The sequence below is a fragment of the Phaeobacter sp. LSS9 genome (assembly GCF_003443595.1).
In the GTDB taxonomy this organism is placed as follows: domain Bacteria; phylum Pseudomonadota; class Alphaproteobacteria; order Rhodobacterales; family Rhodobacteraceae; genus Phaeobacter; species Phaeobacter piscinae.
The window spans coordinates 508,473-531,632 of the sequence record NZ_CP031956.1; the positions used below are offsets into that span (position 1 = coordinate 508,473).

Below are 23,160 nucleotides of genomic sequence, written 5' to 3' on the forward strand. Positions count from 1 at the left end.
ATAGTTGCAAAGGGGGCCGGGCAGTTCTGCGCCGGCCCTTTCTTGCGTGAATGCGAAGTAGAGATTACGGGGGCAGGGCATGGCAGGCAGTGCGGCGGTGCTGGAAGATGGCAGCCTGATCAGCAGGTGGGACAGGCAACTGTTGCGGCTGGAACGCGTGATGGCGTTGATCAGTGGCCTTGCGGTGTTTTCACTGATGGTGCTGGCAGTGGTGTCGGTTGGCGGGCGCAACGCGTTCAACGCGCCCTTGCCGGGATATGTCGACTGGATCGAGCAGGTGATGCCACTGATTGCCTTCATGGGGATTTCCTTTGTGCAGCGGGATGGCAGCCATATCCGGATGGATCTGGTGATCTCTGCGTTGCGTGGACGGGCCCTTTGGCTGTTTGAACTGATTTCGGTCCTGTTGATCCTTGCGCTCATGCTGGCGCTGCTTTGGGGCAGCTGGTCACATTTTCTGCGCTCCTTTGATTTTGCGGCCCCCCTGTGGAGCCGCGACAGTTCAATCGATATCGGCCTGCCGATCTGGCCTGCCAAATTGCTGGCGCCGGTGGCGTTTGCAGTGCTGTGCCTGCGTCTGCTGCTGCAGGTTTGGGGCTACGGCCGGGCGCTGATCCTGGGTCTGGCACGCCCCGCCGCAGTGCCACTGGTGCAAAGCGCCGCAGAACAGGCCGCTGCCGAAGCTGAACATCTGGGCGGAGTGTCAACCTCCGCCAGCGACCGCGACTAAGGGGGCAGGCAATGGAACCTATCGAAATCGGCCTCTGGGTCAGCGGCTTTCTTCTGGCGACGGTGCTATTGGGGATGCGGGTCGCCTTTGCGGCGGGTCTTGCCGGGCTGGTTGGCCTTGTGTGGATTTTCTGGGCCAAGTTTGGCTATGATCCCGAGCGTTTCACCAAGGCGCTGACCATCGCCGTGAAGACCGCCGGACAGGTCCCGCATTCCAAGGTCTCCAGTCAGGCGCTCAGCCTTATCCCGACCTTTATCCTGATCGGCTATCTTGCCTATTATGCGGGCCTCACCAAGGCGCTGTTTGAAGCTGCAAAACGCTGGCTGGCATGGGTGCCGGGTGGGCTGGCAGTGTCGACCGTTTTTGCCACCGCAGGCTTTGCCGCGGTCTCCGGCGCGTCGGTTGCAACCTCCGCCGTGTTTGCGCGTATCGCCATCCCGGAGATGCTGAAAATCGGCTACGACAAACGTTTTGCGGCGGGTGTGGTTGCGGCAGGGGGTACGTTGGCCTCGCTTATTCCACCCTCGGCCATTCTGGTGATCTATGCGATCATTGTTGAGCAGGACGTGGGCAAACTGCTGCTTGCAGGCTTTATCCCCGGTGCCTTCTCGGCGGTAGTTTATGGTTTGCTGATCATCGGGATGGCGATGACCATCAAGGGGTTCGGCCCTGCGGTCACCGGTTTCACCTGGCGCGAGCGGCTTGTCTCGCTGCCGCCTGCGTTGCCGATCCTTTTCGTCGTCGCGACAATTATCCTGTTTGTCTACAATCCCTTTGGTGGTGATGCCTGGGGTACGCCAACCGAAGGAGGCGCAATCGGGGCCTTTGTGGTGTTTCTGATGGCGCTTTATCGCGGCATGCGGTGGGCAGAGCTAAAAGACGCGTTGTTGGAAACGGCGAAACTGTCGGTGATGATCTTCACCATTATTTGGGGTGTGCTGATCTACGTGCGCTTTCTGGGCTTTGCTGAACTGCCGGCGGCGTTCTCCGACTGGATTACCTCTCTGATGCTCTCGCCGATGCTGATCCTGATTTGCATCCTGCTGGCCTATGCCGTTCTGGGCATGTTCATGGATGCGATCGGTATGCTGCTGCTCACTCTGCCGGTGGTTTACCCGGCTGTGATGGCGCTCAATGGCGGGGAATATGTTTCAGCGGCGGAGAGCACCTTTGGCATGTCTGGCCCGATGTGCGCGATCTGGTTTGGTATTCTGGTGGTCAAAATGGCCGAATTCTGTCTGATCACACCGCCTATCGGCCTCAACTGTTTTGTTGTGGCGGGTGTGCGCGATGATCTGACGGTGCAGGATGTGTTCAAAGGCGTGACACCGTTTTTCATTGCGGATGGGATCACCATCGCGCTGCTGGTGGCCTTCCCGTCGATTGTGTTGTGGCTGCCCAGCCTCGCCTGACAATTTTTCCCAGCTTACAAATTTGTAAGGCAGCGGAAGAGACCATGTAAGTCTGAACCGCCAAGTTCCTCTCATCAGCCGGGGCGCAGTGATCGCCCCGGCCCCACCAAGAGAGGACATCCCATGGTTACCAAGACCACCACCGGCATCGTCATGACCGCAACGCTGATCGCCTTTGGCTTTGCGGCACAGACCGTGCGCGCCGAGACGATTTTTGAACCGGATCTGACCTATGAACAGATGCTGAACGCCCCCATCGGTGTTGAGCAGGCCATGTCCATCGCCAAGGAACAGGCGAACGGGCGCTTGGTTGAACTCAGCATGGAAGAGTTCAACAGCAAGCCGGTCTATGAGGCCACCATCGCCGCGCCCACCAGCCTGACGGAAATCGTCATCAGCGCCGATGATGGGGCGGTACTCAGCACCGCGCGCCAGACTGCGGCGACCCCGGAATTGATGCAGCAATTGATCGAAGAAGACATCGAAGACGTGATGGAATTCGCAGCCTTGATGGATGGTGAATTGTTCAGCGGTGACCGTCACGACGATGATGACGACGATGGACACTGCGCTGCGCAGGATGACAAGGGCTAAGCCAGCGCTCTGAAATAGCTGCTGTCCGGGCTGCAGGATTTGGCGCCCGATAGACGGTGCGACCGGACAGCAGCAGCGGCTTACCAGACATGAAATTTCAGACCGCGATGGATGCGGTCTCAGTGATTTGCCCAACACCCGAGGCACTCAGAGGTGCGGCAATCCGACGACGGAGAAAGACGACAATGAAAATGATTTTTGCAGGATGTGCGGTGCTTGTGACTGTTGCTGCGTGTAGCAACAGCTTTGATGATCCGCTCCTGACAGACGGCCCCAAACAGGTTGGATATGAGGCAGATCTGGGGGCATGCCGGGCCTTGGCAGAAGGGCATACGGATAAGACGTTGCAATCCGGTGCAGTCACAGGTGCGGTGATTGGCGGTATCATCGGTGCCGTGGACAGCAAGGATGGCGACCGCGCAGATGATGCGTTGGTTGGCGCGGTCCTTGGCGGTGGCGTTGGCGCCCTTGAGGGGCAGAGCGAGCGGGATGAACAGCGGCGCACCATTCTGATCCGCTGCATGCAGGGACGTGGACATCGCGTCCTGGCATGACGCCAAGACCCGGCGCTGCTCCGGTATGGCTTGCGGCGCCGGGGGGCATATGGTCGGATGCGATCAGTCAAAATCGGGCATGACCCGACTTCAGCACCAAGAGGTCGTTTCGGCGGCCCCTTGGTCGCTCTCCCGAAACTGGCGGTGGCGTGATGCGAATACTCTTGCTGGAAGATGATCCTGAAATCGGGACCTGGACGGTCAAGGGCCTCACGGCTGCAGGCCATGTCGTTGATTGGATTGAAAACGGCCGTGAGGCGCTGCTGGCGGCCACAACGCGGGATTATGATGTATTGGTCTTCGATCGGATGACGCCGGATCTGGACGGGTTGTCGGCGCTGAAGACATTGCGTTCGGCGCGCATTACCACGCCTTTGATCCTGCTCACCGCCCTTGGGGCTGTTGAGGACCGGGTCGAGGGGTTGGAGGCGGGCGCGGATGACTATCTCAGCAAGCCCTTCGCCATGACCGAGCTTCTGGCCCGGATCACCGCCCTTTGTCGTCGCGGTCGGGGCGAGGCCGCGGAGACAGCAACCCGGCTCTCACATCGCGGGCTTGATCTGGATCTGCTCAGTCAGACCTGCGCCTGCAATGGGACAACTGTGTTGTTGAACCCCAAGGAGTTTCGCCTGCTAGAGGTCCTGATGCGTTCCAAGGGGCGGATCCAGACCCGGGCGATGCTGCTGGAACGGGTCTGGGATATCAATTTCGACCCATCCACCAGTGTTGTGGAAACCCATATGAGCCGCCTGCGCAACAAGATTGAAAAACCGTTCGGGCTGGAATTTATCAAAACCGTGCGCGGGTCGGGGTATATGTTCATTGATTAGATCTTTTATCAGACGCCTCTTCCGGATGAGCGCGCTACGTCAGGCAATTGTCTTGTCGCTGGCCTTTTTGGTTCTGTTGACGCTGGGCGGGCTGCTTTTGGATGACGTCATCACCGAAGAATTCCGCGCTGAGACCGAAGAGGCGCTGCGCGAAGAATATCAGCGCATCAGCGACCGACTGACGCGGGAGGGGCAGTTTCCTGAGGACATCGTGACCGCCGAAGTGTTTTCCGACAGTGGCGTCGGCTATGCGGTGCTGCGGGCCGATGGCAAGGTGCTGGGGCCGGTATTGCGCGGCGCCTTTGACAGCCAGGGTTTTGATATCCTTGAGGCCAAAGCCCTGTTTCAGCCCAAGGCGCTTGAGACGCTCGACCGGATCTTTGATCTGATCGACGAGGATGAGGAGGAAGAGGCCAGCGACGGCGGACCTGCAGCCGAGGAGGACGCTGCGGGGCAGCTGGGATTTGATGTGGCGTTTGAGAGTGAGGCGGATTTAGGCTGGCGGATATACAGTGGCGCAGTGCTGGATGGTCGCCTTCTGGTCTATGCACCGGGTGTCAGCGCCTTTGGGTCGGATCTGACCAGCGTAATCCTGATTTTTGTGATCATCCTGTCGCTGCCTGCGCTGATTATCGGGTTGATCTTTGGTATTCGGGCACAGCGCCGTCTGAACCGGATCGGAGCCGGGTTTGACCGTATTGCGGATGGTGAATTGGATCTGCGGCTGGCACCAAAGGTGATCCGCGACGATATTGACGAGCTGGCCGCGCGTATTGATGGTGCGACGGAGCGTCTACAGACTTCCATTCGGCAGATGTCTGATTTCTCGGCCAATATTGCCCATGACCTGCGCACGCCACTGACCCGTCTGCGGCTGCATCTGGATCAGGCGGATGAAGCGGAGGATCAGGCTGCGCACCGGGAGGCCGCGATTGCGCAGATGGATGATATCATTGCCATCTTTGGCGCGATCCAGCGGATTGCCCGAATGCAGAGCCAGGGACGACGCGACGGGTTTGCTGCGGTAGATCTGGGCGCGGTGGTTGACCAAGTGCATGAGATCTATGAGGCGGTGGCACAGGACGCAGGACAAAGCCTGTCCTGTCGGATTACCAACGCCGCCACTATCCAGGCCGACCGCAGCCTTATTATGCAGTTGCTGGCCAATCTGATCGAAAACGCCATTCGCCACGCAGGGGAGGGGGCGAGGATTGCCATTGATCTCTCCGGTAGTCGGCTGGCGGTGACGGACGATGGCCCCGGCATCCCGGAGGCTGAGCGCGGGCGCGTGCTGGATCCGCTTTACCGACTTGACCGCAGCCGCAACACCGCCGGGGCAGGGCTGGGGTTGGCAATGGTGAAAGCCATCGCTGAACTCCACGAGGCCGAACTGGAGCTGACGTCCGGCCAGGGTACACGCGGATTACGTATCGAGGTGCGGTTTCCTCAGCCCTGAAAGGGGAGAATGTCCGCTCCTTGCGTCTCGGCAGGGGTGTTTTTGTATCATTGCGGAAAAAAACGATCCGGACAGCGCAAATAGCGTTATCGGTGCTGGCCCTGCATTGCTACCAACGCGCCAAGGGGCGCTGCCCGCACCAATCCTGATTGATAAAGACTGCCCACATGAAGCTAACCGGTCCTTTCCTGTTTATTCTGGCCACTTTGATGATCGATGCCATCGGCGTTGGCATCGTGTTCCCGATCATGCCAGACCTGATGCTGCGCGTCGGCGCGCAAAGCACCGCAGAAGGCGCCTTGTGGAGCGGCATCATGATGTCAGCCTACGCCGCCGCGATGTTTCTGTTTGGCCCGATTGTGGGCAGCTTGTCGGATTCCTATGGGCGCAGGCCGGTCCTGATCCTCGCACTTGTGACACTCACTATTGACTATGTGATCATGGCGCTGGCGCAGACCTACTGGATGCTGCTGATCGGGCGCGTCATCGCGGGGATGGCGGGCGCGACCTATATCACGGCAACTGCCTATATTTCCGATATTGCCAAGCCAACAGAACGCAGCGCGGCGTTTGGCATGATCGGGGCGGCGTTTGGCATTGGTTTTGTGCTGGGACCAGCGCTTGGCGGGCTGGCATCGGGCCTGCATATCAGCGCGCCGTTCTGGATTGCGGCCGGTCTCTCCGCTGTCAACGTGGTGTTTGGGATTGTTATCCTGCCGGAATCCCTGAAACCTGAAAACCGTCGCCCGTTTGGCAAACGCGATCTCAACCCCTTCGGTACGCTGCTCCGCGCCTTTGTCATTCCGGGGTTGGCGATCCCATTGATCTGTATTTTCGTGTTTGAATTTGCCAATCTGGTCTACCCGACGCTCTGGTCCTTCTGGGGTCGTGAGGTGTTTGGCTGGGATGGTTTTACCATTGGGGTGACGCTGTCTGCCTATGGGGTGCTGATCGCAGTGGTGCAGGCTGGAATCCTGCCGCAGATGACCAAACGTCTAGGAGATTTCAAAACCCTGATCATCGCGATGGTGGCGGCGGTGATCGCTATGGTCGGCTTTGGTTTCGCCAGCGCAATCTGGATTGTGGTGGTCTTCCTGCCGATTGCGGCCCTGTCTGATATGGCGCCACCGCTGATCACCGCCTTTGCCGCCAATCGGGTTGGGGAAGACCAGCAGGGCGTGGTGCAGGGGGTGATTGCATCGCTGTCATCCGTTGCAGCCGTTGTGGCGCCGCTGGTGCTGACAGGGGTGTTCGAACGATTTGTCGGTGAAGCCGAATGGTACCTCCCTGGCGCGCCATTCTTGGTCGCGGCAGTGCTGGTTCTGGCATTGGCACCGCTGGTCTTGCGTCTTAGGGATCACGATAACCGGTCGTCAAACTGAGCATCCCCAGTCTGGGGCTGAGGTGTTTTTTGGCGCATGGGATGCAATCATCGGGCCAAATATTGTGGCCTGCAATATGTATGGGCGCGCTGATGTTTGCGTCAAAAAAGTCTCAAGTTATGTCACAAGAAAAAGGGGTTAGAGAGTATCCTCTCTAACCCCTTGAAATCTTTGGCTCCGGCGGTAGGGATCGAACCTACGACCAATTGATTAACAGTCTGAGATTGCGAGTAAATCATGGTCCATTTGGCCTCATTCGGGGCGTACGACCCCTTGAAAACATAGCAATATCATCCCGGTAGCACCATCCAGGCCCACCTGGATCAATCGCAAACACTGTACTCGGGACTGTACTTTCCATGACCATATTCAAATTCACCGAGGCCCGTATCAGGGACCTCCCACTTGGCTCGGGCATCCATCGGGATACTGATGTGAAGGGGCTGATGTGCATCTGCCATAAGACCTGCAAAACCTTTGCCGTTCAAAGCGATGTCCGCCGTGAAAAGCGTCACGTTCGAACCGTGAGGGTCAAGATCGGGCGGGCTGACCATATCCGTCTCAACGAGGCCAGAAATGAGGCCCGAAAGCTGATGGCCACGATCCAGTCTGGCGTTGATCCTACGGCGGGGCCGGAGTCTACAGGCATCACGTTGGAACAAGCCCTGAAAGAGCATCTGAAGGAGCGTGAACTGTCCGACGCCACGGTCAGGAACTACCAGTACCATATGGACAACTACCTCGGACGTCTTCGGCGTCGTGCCGTGGCTGACATTACGCGTCAGGACTGCCGAGAGCTTATGGACCAGCTCACGAAGCGTCACGGCAAGACCACGGGTGGTTCGGTCATGCGCACTGTTCGAGCTCTTGTGAATACGGCCCGTCGCCATGACGAAACTATTGGGGCAAACCCGGTTGATGCCCTTCGTGTCCCTGCAACCCCGAAACGGGAAGTCGGGGAACTGGACATGGCCGATTTCTGGTCCACGACCGAAGCCATGTCTCCCTTGATGCGTGACCTGCAGCGGACGTTCCTTTTGACGGGTGCACGGAGAACTTCCCTGCTTGGTGTGAAATGTGCCGACTTCGATGCCGAGGCTGGCGTGCTGACTTTCACCCACATGAAAACGGGTGGAGCTTGGTCCTTCCCAACCGGCCGCTGGTTGACCGATACCTTGAAGGCCAGAATGGCAGAGGACGAGCCTCTTAACTCGCCCTGGCTTTGGCCGTCACCAGGGTCAGCCACTGGTCACATTGCCGAGCCGAAGCGGGCTGGTGTTCCATCGCCCCACGCACTTCGTCACCATGCCAGAACGATGATGATTGCTGCGGGTGTGCCATATGCAGAAGGGGCGCTTCTGTTGGGGCAACGGCTTCCAGGCGCCTCTGGCGGGTATGTGCATCAGACGCATTTGGTTGAAGCCCTTCGGCCCCATGCTCAAGCCTTTGAGGATATGGTCTTGGCCAAGTCAGGTGTTGCGTGAATGATGGTACGATGCCTTAACACGTTGGCATATCGAGACCTTGCAAGCTGATAACCTGATTTCATCGCTGTCCATTTGGACGCACTTGGATATTGGAGTTATCAACATGAGCAATCCACAAACTGACACCCCTTGGATGACAACCGAGGCCGCTGCCAAATACCTTTCGGTCTCGCCCGGCACCATGCACAATTGGCGTAGCAAGGGCTCTGGCCCGTCTTACCGGACCGTTGGCCGGATTGTCCGTTATCACCGTGACGACCTGGACGCTTTCATGATGACGGGGGCAGCGTAATGCGAACGATTACAGTCACACAGCACCGAGACCCGATGCCGGACTATTCCGACGAAGAAGACCGGTACGAGATGGCCAAGATGCTCTTGCAAGAGGCCAAATGGGACAGCACCGATCCGGTTGAACAGGTGATCGAGGCAAGTTGGGCTGCGGGCTTCAACGGCTTTGACGATGCCTGTCTTCGATTGCTTGCCGAGTTTCTGGGTCGTTTCCCGATTGATTGGATGCAAGACAAGCAGGGGAAAATAACCGTTCATTTCGGAACCGCTTTGGATGCGATCAACTCTAATGCAGACAACGTGAATTTCTGGGAAAACGGATATTTGCGGGACGAAGCCGCAAAGCGTGAGCCGAACAGGTGGCGTGTCCATGAGGCAAAACTGGCAAAACAATTCCACCAGCATTTGACCTAATACCAACGGTCCACTTTGAGTGGTGAAGTTAAAGATTTCCCTACGCCAGCGTTCGTTGCGTGCGGGTCAAGTGTTGGTATGCGGGGGAATTTGGGCACGGTATTGTTCTGATCGATAGACCGGATTGCCACAGCCGCCTAGCAGGACAATCCGGTCGATACTTTAGCATATAGGAGGCCTGCCATGCCTGAGAATGAAGATAACGCCCCCAAGCCTTCTGGCACACCATTGAAAGACCTTCTGACGACGAAGGAAGCCGCAGCCTTGACCGGGCATCCGGCGACCACGCTGATGGCCTTTCGCAATCGCCGCAACAACACCAAATACAAGAATGCTGGCCCTGACTACGTAAAGATTGGGACAGCCGTTTTCTATGAACGTTCTGTGATTGAGGCCTACAACGCCAATCGTGCGGGGGCTTGAAATGGGTATTCATACCGATGCGTCGCAATTGACGCCCTTGCTGGCCAGTGGATATCAGCTTCTCCCTTTGCATAAGTTCTCGGCCGAAGATGAGGTGAAGGGCAAGAAACGCAAACGGGGCAAGTCCCCGATTGACCGCAACTGGATGAAGCGTCCCTATAAATCCCAAGATCAAATCAAGCACATGGAGGCAGGCAACAACGTCGGTGTTCGTCTGCGGCCTTTTGAACTGGTCTTGGATGTGGACCCTCGGGGTTTCCCCGAAGGTGAGACACTTGCCACGGACAATCCATTCAAACGGCTCTGTGAAGACGTTGGCCTGAACATCAATGACTATTCGACCGTTGAGACCGGCTCGGGAGGCCTCCACATCTACATGACCAAGCCAGAGGCTATTTCCACCCGAGACAGCCTGAACGAGCTATATCCCGGTGTCGAGTTCAAGACGGTTGGCCGGCAGGTTGTTGCTCCTGGCTCGATCCATCCCGACACCCTGAAAACCTACACATGGAAGGCTAGCACGCCTGAGCTTGATGCTTTCGGTGCTGAGGCTGCACCTAAGGCTCTTGTCGATTTGATCCGAAGACCATCAGGCAGCGTGGCAACCGGCGGGGGAGAGCACGATCAGGAAGAATTGGCTCAGATGCTTGAGCACCTGGACCCAGCCGACTTTTCAGACCACGACGATTGGCTCACTTTGATGCAGGCTTGCCACCATGCAACGGCAGGGGATGGCCGGCAGGAGTTCGTGGATTGGTGCACACAGGACCCCGCATATGCAGATCACGGGGCCCTGATCGGCATCCGATGGGACAGCCTTCACGCCGACAACGCCGGCAATCGTATAACTTTCCGCACCCTGCATAAATTGCTGCGTGATGCTGGAGCCGAGGATGCCATTCCGAGAACGCCGGCAGCAGATGATTTTGACGACGACCTGGACCAAACCGGAGTGCCAGCAGGGGCAATAACCACGCCCAAGAGGAAGCCGGTGCATGAAGGTGGTTTGATCGTCAACAAGAAGACCGGCGTAGCCCCCGACACACCCAAGAATGCCCTCAAGGCAATTACCGGCTCCAAGCTCGATCCAAGGTTTGACGAACTCAAGCAGCGGGTAGTTCTGATGGGTGAATTGCCCTGGGGTGAGGGCTATGGCCGTGTGCTGACTGACAAGTTGCTCTTGTTGGCCCGCACGTTCTTGATGGAACAGCACCAGCGTAAGGACTACCAGCCGTCGAAGGAAAACGTGCAGGACGCAATCACAACGGTTGCCTATTTCTACAAGTTCAACCCGATCCTGGTCTACCTGGATAGCTTGACTTGGGATGGGACAAGCCGGGTAAAGGACCTCTTCACAGTCGCCTTTCAATGTGGCCGAGACGATTACACCGAGGCCGTCTCACAATGCTTTATGGTCGGGGCCGTGGCTCGTCAAAGGCAACCCGGCTGCAAGCTGGACACGATGCCAGTGATCAAGGGGCCTCAGGGTTCTCTGAAATCTACGGGCATTCGGGACCTGTTTTCCCCGGATTGGTTCAGTGACGCAGAGCTTGGTGATCTGAGGAACAAGGATGCAGCCATGAACCTGGAAGGTGTCTGGGTGCATGAGTTTGCCGAATTGGCCGGTCTTCGGGCAAGTGACATGGACATTCTCAAGGCGTTCATGTCCCGAGCCACAGACAGGTATCGGACGCCTTATGGTCGCAACACCGAAGATCATCAACGCCGTGTTGTATTTGCGGGCACAGTGAACGAAGGCGGATACCTGAGCGACCCAACGGGTGCTCGGCGTTTCTGGCCGTTGGAAATGGCCTCCGGGTCCAGGGTTGATCTGGGTTGGATTGCTGAGCATCGGGACCAGCTCTGGGCCGAAGCTGATGCGTTGTTCAAGTCGGGCATTGGTCACGTTTTGCCCGAGCCGTTGTGGTCGATGGCAGCAGAACGCCAGGCAGACGAAACGGTTGATGATCCTTGGGTTGATAAGCTGGCTGTCATGCTCAGCAACCGGCAATCGGATCGGCTGGCCTTTGAGGCTGGTACGGGTGACTACGCCGATGAAGTGATCGATGGGGAGCGGGTTGCCTCGCCGTTGCGTGAGCCTCCCCCCGCCGACAAGGTGCATACCCAGGACCTGCTCAGCTATCTCGGCTTGGAAAGCGACCGGCAGAACAAGGGCCATGCGCAGCGTTTGAGGCGGTCTATGGAAACCCTTGGCTGGAAGCACAGACGTGGCGTCAGGTTGGGTGGCCGTGTTTCGGCAGGGTATGTCCGAGCCGATGAGTGACGTTCTGGCAATCGGAGCGTATCAATTCGGTCACGGCGTTGACGGTCGTTGATCTTTGTTGACCTGAGGCGTCGCTTCTAAGGCCTTGTTTCGGAACACTTGTTGACGATGTTGATCATGTTGATCTTAAAGCAATATATCTTGGTAGAATAAGCCGATTAGGCGTAGGGCACGGACCAAGGCATAGGGGTAGCGTGCAATCCGGATATATATAGAGAAAACGGTCAACGAAGATCAACGTCGTCAACAAGGCAATAAAAACAATGCGTTACGGAAAGCTCCAAAAACGCCTTGTTGACGTAGAATTCTTCCAGCTTGGAAGACCGGGACTGCACAACGTTGTGAGCCGGCACACTCCCTTGTAAATCGCTGGCATACGGCTCCAACGGAACACGACATTCTGACCTCGAACGGCAACGAGGATGCTGTCCGCGAAAAATCCGAAGTCATCAGCCCGCACAGAAAGGCGGCCCCATTGACACTGAATTGGGCGTTCTGGCGTCTGGGGCGTGAATGACTTCAAGGGCTTAATCGGCACCTTCCTCAGCCAAGCACAGTGATGAAGACAGAATAGGCACCCAAATGAGCTTGATGAGGATGAACCGGATCAAACCGGCCAGTGACCCGCGGATGCCTTCCAAGATTGCCGCAATCACCCGCCCCATCTACGGCGAAAAGGGCGACGAGTTTCTGCTCTATCTCCGTCAGTTCGGACACATCACCTATGCGGCCAATATGACTGGCCTGACCCGGCGGACCTTCTATGACCGGCGTGCAAAGCATCCTGACTTTGCCGAGGCGTGGGACGAAGCCCTGGCTGCTTTCGAGGAAGAATTGACCATGCGGGTGGTCCAGACGGCCTTGGAGATGGGGACTGGCAAATGGGTCCAGTGCTTCGATCCTGAGACGGGCGAACCCGAGTTGGATGACGACTTCGAGCCGGTTTACCGTTTCGAGACGGCGAGCGTTGATCCCCGTGTCCTGAACAAACTCCTATCCCTGCGGATGAGTTCCGTGGATGGACCTGCCCAAACCAATGTCCAGGTCAACAATTCCACGAGCGTTCAAACCTCCCTGCCAGCCAAACCCAGGCTCGTTCAGCCTGAAGGGGCTGCACGGAGGCCCGTGGTGACCGAAAGGGCTGCGGATAAGCGACACGACACGATCGACGCCGAAGTCGTCCAGGGGACGACACAGGAGACCGGGGGAACATCTGATGACTGATCCGATCAACCAGATAAACCTCGTGCGACCTGGGGGTGTTGCCACCGTGGCATTTGCGGATGGCGGCGAGACCATGCGCATCTGCTTGGGCTATTTGCATGACCCAGACGATGGGCTTCTAGCTGAGATGACTGCCAACCGCGATCCTGTTCCCTGGCAATCCGCCAAGGTGAGAGACGAAGCAATCGGGGCAGTCGAGAGACGCAAGGACCTTGAGGATGAAACCCGCACTCAATTGGTCGAATGGATCGTGGCCACGCCCTATTTTGAGGACACCTGACGGTAGGGAGCACACCGTTCATCTTTCCGAGCTTGCCGTTTTCCTCTATCTCTCAATGAAAAGAGAACACGAGCGGATTTTGGTTTATGGCGTCACATTTCGGATCAATTAGGGATTTTGCAGGCTACACTGCCGAAGAAGTGAGTGCGATGAGTTCTCAGGAACAAATCGCAATGATGGTCGAGTGGTTCAACCAGCAATTTGAGGACCCCCAAAACGATACGCCATACAACAAGGACATGGGCGGGTACGTTTACCTCTGGGGTGGTCCCTTCGACGCCAGTGACCAAATCCAAGCTGAGTTCTCAGACGCCGTGGACTTCGATACGATGATGCTTGCGGTGGATCGTGTGCAGGGTGATGGAACGCTCGAATGGGCACCGACGACTGGCGGTGACTTCTACGAACACCCCGAAGACGAACGCGTTGAAACGGGAGAGATTGTCGACGGGGACGGCGAATGGCCTCCCATAGTCGTGGATCAGGCACCAGGGCCGCCGGAGCCAGAAGCGCGCGCCGAGGTGATCCGGCGTCTGGACGAATTGGAAGCAATAGTCCAACCGCTTCTGGATCGGTTCGAGGCAGAAGCTCAAGCCCCGCCAATGATGGGCCACAACAACCCGCCTGAAGAACTGGAACTCGTTCAGGCCGTCCCAAGAGACGAATGGCTACGTGTCAAAGCTGCAATAGATGAAATTCGTCAGCAAACGACAGTCGAGCAACCAAATATCGAAAGGGTTGAACGCGGCAGCAATAGGTTTCTTGCGGCAGCTGCCGCGTTGGCGGGTTGGATCGGGAACCGTTTGAATGCTGTGATCGATGCAGGTGCTGCAGTTGGCGTGGGCTATGGCCTCGCAAACCCGGAGGTAGCAAAGGCCGCCCTTATTAGCGCCGCTCAAGCCGTTCAAACGTGGTTGGCCTCAATGCCTTGGCCGTTCTGAGGCCACGCAGTTCGAGCCTACGCTCCCCAAAAATCGGTCGAAACTGTTCCTGGTTCGGTGCTCGCTCTGTCCCTGATGGGGGTAAGTGACTGTTCGTATTCAGCAATCATGTTCGTTACCCGTTGACCGAATGTCAGAAGGGCGGCTTGTTGGCTTACTTGCCCGCGAGATAACGGCACGGTGTTCCGGACGCAAATGACGCCCGAGAACCCCGAATGAGTGAACCTGCGACCCGGCCAATCCCGCCTTTGCCTTCAATCTCCTATGCCAAGACCAAGCGAGCGGCCGAGGCGTTGGTTATGGAGGCGTTTGACGATTTTCCGCCGTCCGCGGATTTCTCGATGCGGGCTAATGCTGTTCGGTTGCTGGTTGGCATGTGGTTCATCAACGGCAGCATGTCCTTTCCCAGAGGCTGGGTGACGCCAGCGATGCAGGCATTCATTGAAAGGGGGATTGATTGCCCAAATCCTCGATGCTGGCGCTCTTACAGGTCAGATGTGAAAGACAACCCTGGCCAATTCCTTTCAACCCCAGGGGCACCGGTTGATCTTATCCGGCAAATGGAACTCGACCTTATGGGCGAAGCCTGAGCCAGCATTTCACGCTGCACAGTCACACGCTGGTCCCCCGCAGCAGGCAAACGCGGCATCGTATTGTTGTTGGGTCATTTCAACTCCTTTCCCGACACCGGACGGCTAGCATGTTTCTCCTTTTCAGCTAGCCGTCCGGCTCCCCGACGACCGTTAAACGAGGACTGATATGGACAAGAAGGAACTGGACCAACGCACTGCCGAATTGAAAGCTGAGCGGGAACGCCTGAACGGTGAACTCGACAAAGCCCGCATCGAGGCCCGAGAGGCCATGATTGCCGGGAAGAAACCCGGCGGGACAGCAGCCGCAATGGCTGAACGGATCGCAATCGTGGACGATGCCTTGGCCGAGCTTCAAGATCGCAGCCGAGGGGCTGCCGAAAGTGCCGAACGGAACAATCGCCGGCGTCGTGCTGAGGCCGCACTTGATGCCTCGTCGAAGCGGGCCAAGCTCGCTGCTGCGGTGGACGATGCGCTCAATGCTCTGGCGTCTTCATGGGATGCCTACGCCGATGCCCTGCGCAAGGACGTTGGGCAGGTTTCGGGTGCTGGAGGCGACCTGACCGCCGTGGAGCGGGCGCTGACGAACAACCGGGCCGCCGAACCCCTGGTGAAAGCCCTGATCCAGTCGGGCGGCGTCAAGATCGCCCGCACTTTTGGCATCGATACCCCGATCCGAGAACGCCACGCCATTTCTCTCGCTGATGCCGAGGCACGGGTGGCCGAAAGCCTCCGGGTGGAATTGCTTCGCATCAAGGCATCGTCCCCGCAACCCTATGTGTCCCGCGAGGCACAAGCTGAGCTGGAAAAGATGGAGACCACCCGATGAGCCAAGAAGGACAACGCCAGGCCGAAGAACTGGCACGGCTGGAAGCACGCAAGAAAGACCTGGAAGACGCTTTGATGCGGTTGGCCCGAGATGAAGCCGAAGCTCAGGAAGTCGCCGAGTTGGCCCAGGAGGTCACACAACTGGAAAACGAAGTTGAGTCCGCCCGAGCGGCGGCAAAATCCCCCCAAGAGACGGCAAAAAGGACCGCAGATATGTCTAACGAAGTGAAAAAGCAGGCTTTAGACCTGAAAAAACGAGCCGAGAAACAGCTCGACGAGCTGGCCAAATCGATTTGTCACTCGGGGGAAACATTCGAAGCTGCATACTCCCGTGCGCTTGACACCGAGATGGGCGCCATGATGTTGAAAACATTGGATGATGCGTCGGCACTGGCCACTGGGAGTCCGACCCAATCTGATCTGGAAGAAGCTCGCGCTGCGCTCCGATAAATCTGTCTACTATTGTTCCAGATTTCGGGGAACTTAACCATTCGTTAAGTGGCTTTTGAGCACTGGGCCGCAATGTTGGGTTACGAGCGGTTTTCGATCTGCGACTCTCCTTTTCATGGACGCCCCTTTTCGGGGGCTCCCCCATCGGAAAAGGAAAGGATCAAAACCGATGTATACCAATACTCCATATTTTGACGCCAAGGGCGACAACAACATTCAGGACCTTGTGCGTCTGAGTATCACGGTTCCTCGATGCTGTATCGAGAACGATACCGTAGAGAGGTTGCGGAAAGCGGGAAGGCTCAGCGAGGAAGAACTTCGCATTGTTGGCCTCGTCGAACACCTGGTCGAAAAGCACGGATACCTCTACGGAGCAGGCCTCATCAATGCTTTGCATTACAGCATGGACTTTGCGGGCAATGACGAAGAGGTCGCGCTGAACGCAATTGACGAGGCCGTGCAGGAACTGATTGGCGCGTTTTCCCAGCCCTATGATGCGGAGGAAGCAGCATGAATGGCATGGTGATTTCAAACGCAGTCAAACTGGAACAACGCCGAGACGAATTGTCCGACCAGCTCTATGACGCGGAAGTCCAATTGCAAGGCGAATTGGTCGGGGTCGCTGAGCAAATCGCCGAGGGCAAATCTGTACCCCCGGCAATCGCTATGGTCTTGGCCAGGAACCAGTTTCCTGATGTAGACTTTCTGGACTGATCCGAAGCAATCCAAGTGGTTGCAGCCACTTGAGGCATTATAACCTTAGACGACGCAGCCGGCTAGACCTGCTGCGTCGTTCGTTTTCCTTGGAAATCGGCGTGAAGCCTGTGCTCAACACTGTGTCCAAATGTCGGCCGCTTTCGAAGTGGAAGGCCAATCAATGGCTTAGCAGGACATATCAGCTAACAAAATATCAGTAGTGACCCGTTTTCAAAACAAACGTACTGCGGTGGCCTGCGCCTATCACAATATGCAACGGTTCCAATTGCGGGGCTCGCAGGTTCCCCGTTTCCCGACACCGTAGGGTCATCAACGCTGAAACGGAGTCCAGCCATGACCAAATATACCTATGTTGCAATTTCACCTGATGGATCGGAGCACACCCGCAAAACCGACCGGACATACACCCATGCCGTCCTTGTCCAAGGGAATGATGGTTGGAGAGCCATCGGCTTCTGCGGTCGGCCCGACCTGGCCGACAAGAAGTGCAGAGAACATCCCGGATCGATCGTGGTTGAGTGCGGCGTCCTCGGTGACTGTGCGGCTGACAAGGTCAAGGTGGAGGTCGCCGAGAAGGCCGAATCGTTAGCTCCGGATGCCGAAAACGCGCCCGAGAAGCCGAAGCGGACTATCGGTCGTCTCGTCGAAGAACTGCTGATGGACGAGGCACTGGATTATACGGCCATAGTTGACCGGGTCATGGCCGAGTTCTCCAACGCCAAGACGACGGCCCGTAGCGTGGCCTCGGTCGCTGCCGTGCTGAGAAAGAAGGGCGTAGACGTACCTAAACGACGTTAGTACAGAAGGCGGAGACAGTCAGTTTTGTGGTTGCCTCAGTGGCGACCACAAAACCATGTACGACAAACACACCATGTTCTATATCTTGGGGAGCGGGCTTCCGGCGCCCGCGAGTAGGACATCAGGAAGAATTAATCTTCACACCATATGATGAAGATGATCGGAAGAGCGGTATGAGATCAGTTGAACTATTCGTAGGGGCCGGTGGCCTAGGATTGGGAGTGAGCCAAGCTGGTTTCAAGCCAGTAGCGGTCATGGACTGGGACAAATGGGCTTGCGACACCATTCGCCAAAATAGAGAGTTGGGCTTGGAATTGGTTGCCGATTGGCCTCTCCACGAGGTTGATGTCCGAGAGTTTGACTTTGCCAGCATTGAAAACGATGTCGACTTGGTGACCGGTGGCCCCCCTTGCCAACCGTTCTCACTTGGAGGAAGGCACCGGGCCCATCTTGATCCACGGGACATGTTCCCACATGCGATCCGAGCCATCAGAACATTGAAGCCCCGTGCATTCGTCTTTGAAAATGTGAAGGGTCTTACCCGTACAACTTTTGCAAATTACCTTGAGTACATTCGCCTGCAGTTAAGACACCCGGAGCTTGTCGAACGGTGTGACGAGCCTTGGTTGGATCACTTGGCTCGGCTAGAAGAGTACGAAACCAAAGGGCGATACCGTGGACTTGAGTATCGTGTAGCTCTTCGGGTGCTCAACTCTGCAAATTTCGGGGTTCCTCAGAAGCGAGAACGTGTTTTCATCGTTGGCTTTCGATCCGATACCTCGATTGATTGGCACTTCCCTGACACGACGCATTCCCAAGATGCATTGCTTTGGGACAAATGGCGTTCCGGAGAATACTGGGACCGGCACAAGGTTTCGAAGAAGGATCGCCCTGAGGAGGAGCGCCAGATTCGACGAGCATCACGTTTAGACGCGCGACCAGATTTCGCGGCCTGGAAGACCGTTCGAGATGCGATTTCGGATATGCCGGACCCGGAAATGTCGCCCAAGCGGTCAACAAAGTTCAAGGATCATAACTTTCAACCAGGTGCTAGAAGCTACCCAGGTCACACAGGTAGCCCTCTAGATGAGCCTGCAAAAACATTGAAAGCTGGCGTGCACGGCGTGCCCGGTGGGGAGAACATGCTAAGACGACCGGATGGGAGTGTAAGATACTTTACAATCCGGGAGTCAGCGCGTCTCCAGACCTTCCCAGACCAAATGGTATTTCACGGATCATGGAGTGAAACCATGCGTCAGCTTGGGAACGCCGTGCCAGTGGAACTCGGTCGAGTTGTTGCCGAAAGCGTGCGAGACAAGTTGGGCAATATTTAAGTTGCTCCTAGAAGGAGAGACTTGAAGTCGACTTCGTCTATCGGCGGGAAGGCATCCAGATGGTCGGAAATATCGGCAGCTATTTCAGCAGGCGTTTTCAGCTCCTCACTCGCAAGCGCCCATTTGCGTCCCGGGTGCAATGTGTCCCAAGGAGACTTTTTATTCTTCCGAGTATTGGCATCATCACCATGCTTGCCAATGCCAAAGCAGATCTTGGTTTCTTTGTTCCAAATTGGCTTGAAGTAGTTGATGAGGAAGTTTTCGGCGGTTACCTGAAATCCGCTAGCGGTCACAAGGTACCGAACTTCAAAATCATCTAGGCTTATGCCACCTTCGCCGGACACCAACTCTATGCTCTTGCGGTGCTCATTGATGCGTCGACTCAATGACTCGCCCTGTTCGGTAGGGTTTTCAGCATGCGCAATCTTGGGATCAGCCTTGCCTGTATAAAGAGGCGTCTCCTTTCCTGAAATCTTTTCGTATGCAGGGAAGTCGCCCTTGTAATAGAGCGCATAGACACCCGCACCGTAGAATTTTTCGACTTCCGCAAGGGGGTGACGGGGTTGGATCAGCAGGGCCGCAGCAGTAAACCGGCCCATGTAGTTTGGATTTGATGGGTCAAAAATGTGTTCTGGTTGTTTGACCGCATCCAATTCGGCTTCCAGTTCCCGCAAAAGCTCCATTTTTGCGGTCAGTTCTTGCCGCAGCCGCTTTTTCTTAACAGCACTTAGGGCTTCAATTGCGGACCTCGCTTTGTTCGGATCAGTCGCCAGGAGATCTTCTGCGACAGAGTTGGCTCCGACTAATGCTCCACCAATCGCTTTCCCATCGTTCTCGAGCCAAGTCTTGAATTCCTCGACCTTGTATGTGGGACCATTTGGTCCTTCCGACACAGGTTTGGGAAAGTCGGCCTTGCGTTTGGACCAGTTCCAGACGGCTTGACGAGAAACATTTGCTATCGAGGCGAGCTCAGTAAGGGAGGCAAGTTGTGTATTTTCCATAGAGATTCCTTGTGTACATTGATCGTGTACACAAGGTGGGGGTGTTGCTAGCGATTGTCAAGTGTGTATCTTGGGGTTGTACACACTAGGCAACGCGCTCACGCAACACCTCATATCTTCGTTGAATGGCAGAGCCATCGTTTGACGACTGCGCAAGCTCATCAAACTCGATCAGTTTGAAGTCGACACCGTCTTCCTCGGCAGCGAATTTCGCTCGGTTGTCCTTTCGAAGGTCTTCGAAGCCGGAAAGCTCTGCCCGCCCAAAATTGATTGGTGCGTTTTCGGAGAGTAGCTTCGAGAACAGCAGGTAATAGACGACCACCATGCCAGAACTTTTTAGTAGCACATCGCTGTCAGCAAAGACTTCTGCCATCTTTGTGAGTACAGCCTTAACGTGCTCGACGGTTGCTTGAGCTACCGACACTTTTCCAGCCTTGGAGTCTTTCACAAAGGCGTCCAGCGAGGCCTTCTTTGTGTCTACAAATTCCCCAACATGCTCAAGATACAAGAGCTTAGCCGCAAGGTCGTGGTAGCGCTAACGGGTACCGGAGACCTTGACCTTGCTGGTAAAGAACTGGAGCGCCGCTATGTCTCGGAATATGGCCGGTAGTGGGCCGCCAAACGCATTTCTTTTCTCGGCGGCGTTCAGTGGGGTGGCTTCATTTAGGCGCGTAAACATGTCCTCAATGAAATCAAGTTCGTCGGCAATTATGACTTGAACGGGAAGGCTTCGGGTGTGGAACTTTGACAGAACGCGAGGGTATTTGTCCGAAAGCTCGCTGTAGGTCATGTTTGCGGCGGCAATATCTGGGTTATCTTGCGCAGTGAAGTCGGCTCCCAAAGCAAATTTTCCTTCGACAAAGTCCCAAATGGCCTCAAGTCGCTGACGACCATCGATCACTGCGTATCGCTTGCCTTCGATAGCGTTTGGACCAATCAAGTAGTGGAAGTAGAATTTGGGAATGTCGTATCGGTTGATCAGCGAGTCTATGAACAACTGCTTCTTATAGAGCGACCAAACCCCTCCTGGCCTTTGATATTCGGGGTCAACTTGAATCTCCGGCTTCAATTCGACCAGATCCAGAACAGAGGATTCTGACATAGTGTTGATGTCAAATTTTGCCATTAGATAAAGCTCCGTGCATGTTCTGCTGCGTTGGCCAATTCAGGAAATAGGGAAAGCTTGCTTAGATTAAGGGCCTTAAGTTGGTCTCTGAAATTCTGTTTGTTCGCAGCCGGGATAACGACTTTCCAAAGAGGATCGGTGTTGTCCAGTTCGTCGAGGCCCGAAAGGTCTCTATGAGAAACCGTAAAAACACCCTGTTGCATTTGAATTCTTGGGTTGTTTCTCACAGCTGTCGCAGCAAGCGGTTGAAAGGTCTGACGCTGCGCGCCGATTTTGCTTGGAAGGTAATCGTCAAAGTGCTCGTCGTCTCCCAGGCCCAGTACTTGAGTGGCGTTCGGATCGCGTAGCGAGATTGCGTTCAGTTCTTGAGGGTGAAGGGCCCAGATGCACCCGTCATCTTCTTCGTGTTTCCCGTCTTCGTCATTCACAGCAAAATAGAGCGAGACCAGCACGCTTTCTGACCAGTCCAATAGACGGGTTGGCAAGCCATGATGTTGCATCAAGAAAAGCCACTCCCATTCGTCGGCTGGTCTATTGGTGATAAGGGGAAGAGCATTCTGCTCGAAGCGGCGTATGAGCGGCAACTCATTGTCCATCCCACCGTTTCGAGCGAGAGTGCAATCGAGTTTCCAAGTCGCGTCGGCGTGACCTCGAAACCAAACTGGTTCGTTTTCTGGAACTTGCTCAGACAATACGTCCAGCAGTTCTCCAATGCCCGTGATTTGCACGTCTTCGTATTTCATTGAAATCTCGCCTAAAAACCCTGCCTTCTTATCACATGCATCTTACAGTTGCGCAGTGGGCTAGTCGAGCGGGGTGTTGAGGAAGGTCGTCCAAAATCCGAGAACACCGATCCGGGCAGTGTTTTCTGTACTTATTCTGTGCTCAGAAAGAAAAAGGACTTAGCGGCTGAGCGCTAAGTCCTTGAAATCTTTGGCTCCGGCGGTAGGGATCGAACCTACGACCAATTGATTAACAGTCAACTGCTCTACCGCTGAGCTACGCCGGAACGGTCTGTGCCGTATAGCGGTGCGATCTGGTGGCGTCCAGAGCCGTTTTGCGGTTTTTGGAAAAAAATTACCTGGTTTCGGCTAGATCAGCGCAGAGGTCTGAAACGCGCACCGAATGACAGCGGGCCATCCGTTGAAACCCGGGATTTTCCCACAAGATCAACAAGGTGTGCGAAGACATTGCGCTCTGCGGCAACAAGCAGAGAGGGCGGAGTTTCGGTGTATATCCGCGCTGTCAACTCGGTGACGGTGGCGGGACCGGCAGTGAGTTCGGCAAGGATCGCGGCCTCTCGCCCCGTGCGGTGGTCGATCAACCATGCAAGGCGGGTGGCGGGGTCTGTCACCGGGGCCCCATGGCCGGGGTAAAACACCCGCCAGTTGCGCGCGGCCAGCCGCTGGCAGGAGGCCATGAAATCGGTCAGGTCACCATCCGGAGGCGAGACCAGAGAGCTGGCCCAGCCCATCACGTGATCGGCAGTGAAGCAGGCATCCCGCCACGCAAACGCAATATGGTTGCCGAGATGGCCGGGGGTGTGGATCACCTCCAGCTGCCAGTCGGGGCCGATTACGGTCTCCCCATCCTGCAGAGCGATGTCCGGCGCGAACTCGATATCGATGCCCTCGCCACCACCGGCCAGACCTGCGTCGGCAAGCGATGTCATCACGGCGCTGCGTCCCGCGATGGCGTCCCCGAAGGCATAAACGGGCGCGCCGGTTGCCTCTGCCAGCGGGCGGGCAAGAGGGGAGTGGTCCAGATGGCTATGACTGACCAGAATATGACTGATGCGCTGACCTGGTTCCAGGGCGGTCAGGATTGACTGCAGATGTGCCTCACTCGCTGGACCGGGATCAATCACCGCAACATCCGTGGCGCCGATCAAATAGGTGTTGGTGCCCCGGTAGGTCATCGGCGACGGGTTTGGGGCCAGGATCCGGCGCAACCCGGGTTCTAGCGTTTCGGCGATCCCGGCGGGGGGATTGAAATCATCGGGTGCCTGCATCGG

The 23,160-nt window shown here is 56.3% G+C and carries 27 protein-coding genes and 1 tRNA gene; 22 read left to right on the top strand and 6 right to left on the bottom strand.

Going from position 1 to position 23,160, the window contains the following annotated elements; translation table 11 throughout:
- Positions 1 to 79 precede the first annotated feature (79 nt).
- The 22 genes from D1820_RS02515 (at position 80) to D1820_RS02620 (ending at position 19,019) form a co-directional block, all read left to right on the top strand.
- A complete protein-coding gene (locus D1820_RS02515) occupies positions 80 to 730 on the top strand; it encodes a TRAP transporter small permease subunit (RefSeq protein ID WP_040173276.1) in 651 nt (216 codons plus the stop codon).
- 11 nt (positions 731 to 741) lie between these two features.
- Positions 742 to 2,142: a TRAP transporter large permease gene (locus tag D1820_RS02520; RefSeq protein ID WP_118067759.1), complete on the top strand. Its 1,401-nt coding sequence runs from the start codon at positions 742 to 744 to the stop codon at positions 2,140 to 2,142.
- A 123-nt stretch (positions 2,143 to 2,265) separates the two neighbouring features.
- Positions 2,266 to 2,736 (top strand): PepSY domain-containing protein, encoded by a 471-nt coding sequence (locus D1820_RS02525; RefSeq protein WP_118067760.1) that lies wholly within the window; start codon positions 2,266 to 2,268, stop codon positions 2,734 to 2,736.
- 185 nt (positions 2,737 to 2,921) lie between these two features.
- Positions 2,922 to 3,290 carry a glycine zipper domain-containing protein gene (locus D1820_RS02530; protein ID WP_118067761.1) on the top strand — a complete coding sequence of 123 codons (369 nt, stop codon included), beginning with the start codon at positions 2,922 to 2,924 and terminating at the stop codon, positions 3,288 to 3,290.
- Positions 3,291 to 3,442: 152 nt separating this feature from the next.
- Complete coding sequence (locus tag D1820_RS02535; RefSeq protein ID WP_040168736.1) at positions 3,443 to 4,120, top strand: response regulator transcription factor; 678 nt, start codon at positions 3,443 to 3,445, stop codon at positions 4,118 to 4,120.
- 25 nt (positions 4,121 to 4,145) lie between these two features.
- The gene (locus tag D1820_RS02540; protein WP_118067762.1) at positions 4,146 to 5,576 is read left to right on the top strand and encodes a HAMP domain-containing sensor histidine kinase; all 1,431 of its coding nucleotides are present in this window, start codon (positions 4,146 to 4,148) and stop codon (positions 5,574 to 5,576) included.
- A gap of 167 nt (positions 5,577 to 5,743) precedes the next feature.
- The gene (locus tag D1820_RS02545) at positions 5,744 to 6,958 is read left to right on the top strand and encodes an MFS transporter (protein WP_118067763.1); all 1,215 of its coding nucleotides are present in this window, start codon (positions 5,744 to 5,746) and stop codon (positions 6,956 to 6,958) included.
- 359 nt (positions 6,959 to 7,317) lie between these two features.
- On the top strand, positions 7,318 to 8,442 hold the full coding sequence (locus D1820_RS02550; RefSeq protein WP_118067764.1) for an integrase arm-type DNA-binding domain-containing protein: 1,125 nt from the start codon (positions 7,318 to 7,320) through the stop codon (positions 8,440 to 8,442).
- A 106-nt stretch (positions 8,443 to 8,548) separates the two neighbouring features.
- Positions 8,549 to 8,737, top strand: a complete 189-nt coding sequence (locus tag D1820_RS02555; RefSeq protein ID WP_118067765.1) for a helix-turn-helix domain-containing protein — start codon at positions 8,549 to 8,551, stop codon at positions 8,735 to 8,737.
- Positions 8,737 to 9,150, top strand: coding sequence for a hypothetical protein (locus D1820_RS02560; protein WP_162894063.1), 414 nt, complete (start codon positions 8,737 to 8,739; stop codon positions 9,148 to 9,150). Before D1820_RS02555 ends, D1820_RS02560 begins: the two co-directional genes overlap by 1 nt.
- A 183-nt stretch (positions 9,151 to 9,333) precedes the next feature.
- Positions 9,334 to 9,573 (top strand): AlpA family transcriptional regulator, encoded by a 240-nt coding sequence (locus D1820_RS02565; protein WP_118067767.1) that lies wholly within the window; start codon positions 9,334 to 9,336, stop codon positions 9,571 to 9,573.
- A gap of 1 nt (position 9,574) precedes the next feature.
- On the top strand, positions 9,575 to 11,857 hold the full coding sequence (locus D1820_RS02570; RefSeq protein ID WP_118067768.1) for a VapE domain-containing protein: 2,283 nt from the start codon (positions 9,575 to 9,577) through the stop codon (positions 11,855 to 11,857).
- Between the two features lie 597 nt (positions 11,858 to 12,454).
- Positions 12,455 to 13,081 carry a hypothetical protein gene (locus tag D1820_RS02575; RefSeq protein WP_162894064.1) on the top strand — a complete coding sequence of 209 codons (627 nt, stop codon included), beginning with the start codon at positions 12,455 to 12,457 and terminating at the stop codon, positions 13,079 to 13,081.
- Positions 13,074 to 13,361 (top strand): hypothetical protein, encoded by a 288-nt coding sequence (locus D1820_RS02580; protein WP_118067770.1) that lies wholly within the window; start codon positions 13,074 to 13,076, stop codon positions 13,359 to 13,361. The genes D1820_RS02575 and D1820_RS02580 overlap by 8 nt, the downstream gene beginning before the upstream one ends.
- An 86-nt stretch (positions 13,362 to 13,447) precedes the next feature.
- Positions 13,448 to 14,302, top strand: coding sequence for a hypothetical protein (locus tag D1820_RS02585; RefSeq protein ID WP_118067771.1), 855 nt, complete (start codon positions 13,448 to 13,450; stop codon positions 14,300 to 14,302).
- A gap of 215 nt (positions 14,303 to 14,517) precedes the next feature.
- Positions 14,518 to 14,892, top strand: coding sequence for a hypothetical protein (locus D1820_RS02590; RefSeq protein WP_118067772.1), 375 nt, complete (start codon positions 14,518 to 14,520; stop codon positions 14,890 to 14,892).
- Positions 14,893 to 15,061: 169 nt separating this feature from the next.
- A complete protein-coding gene (locus D1820_RS02595) occupies positions 15,062 to 15,721 on the top strand; it encodes a hypothetical protein (protein ID WP_118067773.1) in 660 nt (219 codons plus the stop codon).
- A complete protein-coding gene (locus D1820_RS02600) occupies positions 15,718 to 16,170 on the top strand; it encodes a hypothetical protein (protein WP_118067774.1) in 453 nt (150 codons plus the stop codon). The genes D1820_RS02595 and D1820_RS02600 overlap by 4 nt, the downstream gene beginning before the upstream one ends.
- Positions 16,171 to 16,339: 169 nt before the next feature.
- Entirely contained in the window at positions 16,340 to 16,684 is a 345-nt protein-coding gene (locus D1820_RS19045) for a hypothetical protein (protein WP_162894065.1), read from the top strand.
- A complete protein-coding gene (locus D1820_RS02610; RefSeq protein ID WP_118067776.1) occupies positions 16,681 to 16,884 on the top strand; it encodes a hypothetical protein in 204 nt (67 codons plus the stop codon). Before D1820_RS19045 ends, D1820_RS02610 begins: the two co-directional genes overlap by 4 nt.
- Positions 16,885 to 17,220: 336 nt before the next feature.
- Positions 17,221 to 17,685, top strand: coding sequence for a hypothetical protein (locus D1820_RS02615; protein WP_118067777.1), 465 nt, complete (start codon positions 17,221 to 17,223; stop codon positions 17,683 to 17,685).
- Positions 17,686 to 17,906: 221 nt separating this feature from the next.
- On the top strand, positions 17,907 to 19,019 hold the full coding sequence (locus tag D1820_RS02620) for a DNA cytosine methyltransferase (RefSeq protein WP_254683348.1): 1,113 nt from the start codon (positions 17,907 to 17,909) through the stop codon (positions 19,017 to 19,019).
- Here D1820_RS02620 and D1820_RS02625 read toward each other — a convergent pair.
- From D1820_RS02625 to D1820_RS02650, 6 genes are all read right to left on the bottom strand, one after another.
- Positions 19,016 to 20,020: an Eco29kI family restriction endonuclease gene (locus D1820_RS02625; RefSeq protein ID WP_118067779.1), complete on the bottom strand. Its 1,005-nt coding sequence runs from the start codon at positions 20,018 to 20,020 to the stop codon at positions 19,016 to 19,018. The two genes, D1820_RS02620 and D1820_RS02625, sit on opposite strands and share 4 nt — an antisense overlap.
- Positions 20,021 to 20,105: 85 nt before the next feature.
- A complete protein-coding gene (locus D1820_RS02630; RefSeq protein WP_118067780.1) occupies positions 20,106 to 20,528 on the bottom strand; it encodes a hypothetical protein in 423 nt (140 codons plus the stop codon).
- Between the two features lie 27 nt (positions 20,529 to 20,555).
- Entirely contained in the window at positions 20,556 to 21,146 is a 591-nt protein-coding gene (locus D1820_RS02635) for a DUF262 domain-containing protein (protein WP_118067781.1), read from the bottom strand.
- The gene (locus tag D1820_RS02640) at positions 21,146 to 21,889 is read right to left on the bottom strand and encodes an FRG domain-containing protein (RefSeq protein WP_118067782.1); all 744 of its coding nucleotides are present in this window, start codon (positions 21,887 to 21,889) and stop codon (positions 21,146 to 21,148) included. The genes D1820_RS02635 and D1820_RS02640 overlap by 1 nt, the downstream gene beginning before the upstream one ends.
- Positions 21,890 to 22,080: 191 nt before the next feature.
- Positions 22,081 to 22,155, bottom strand: a tRNA-Asn gene (locus tag D1820_RS02645).
- 87 nt (positions 22,156 to 22,242) lie between these two features.
- Positions 22,243 to 23,157, bottom strand: a complete 915-nt coding sequence (locus D1820_RS02650; protein WP_118067783.1) for an MBL fold metallo-hydrolase — start codon at positions 23,155 to 23,157, stop codon at positions 22,243 to 22,245.
- Between the last annotated feature and the right edge of the window lie 3 nt (positions 23,158 to 23,160).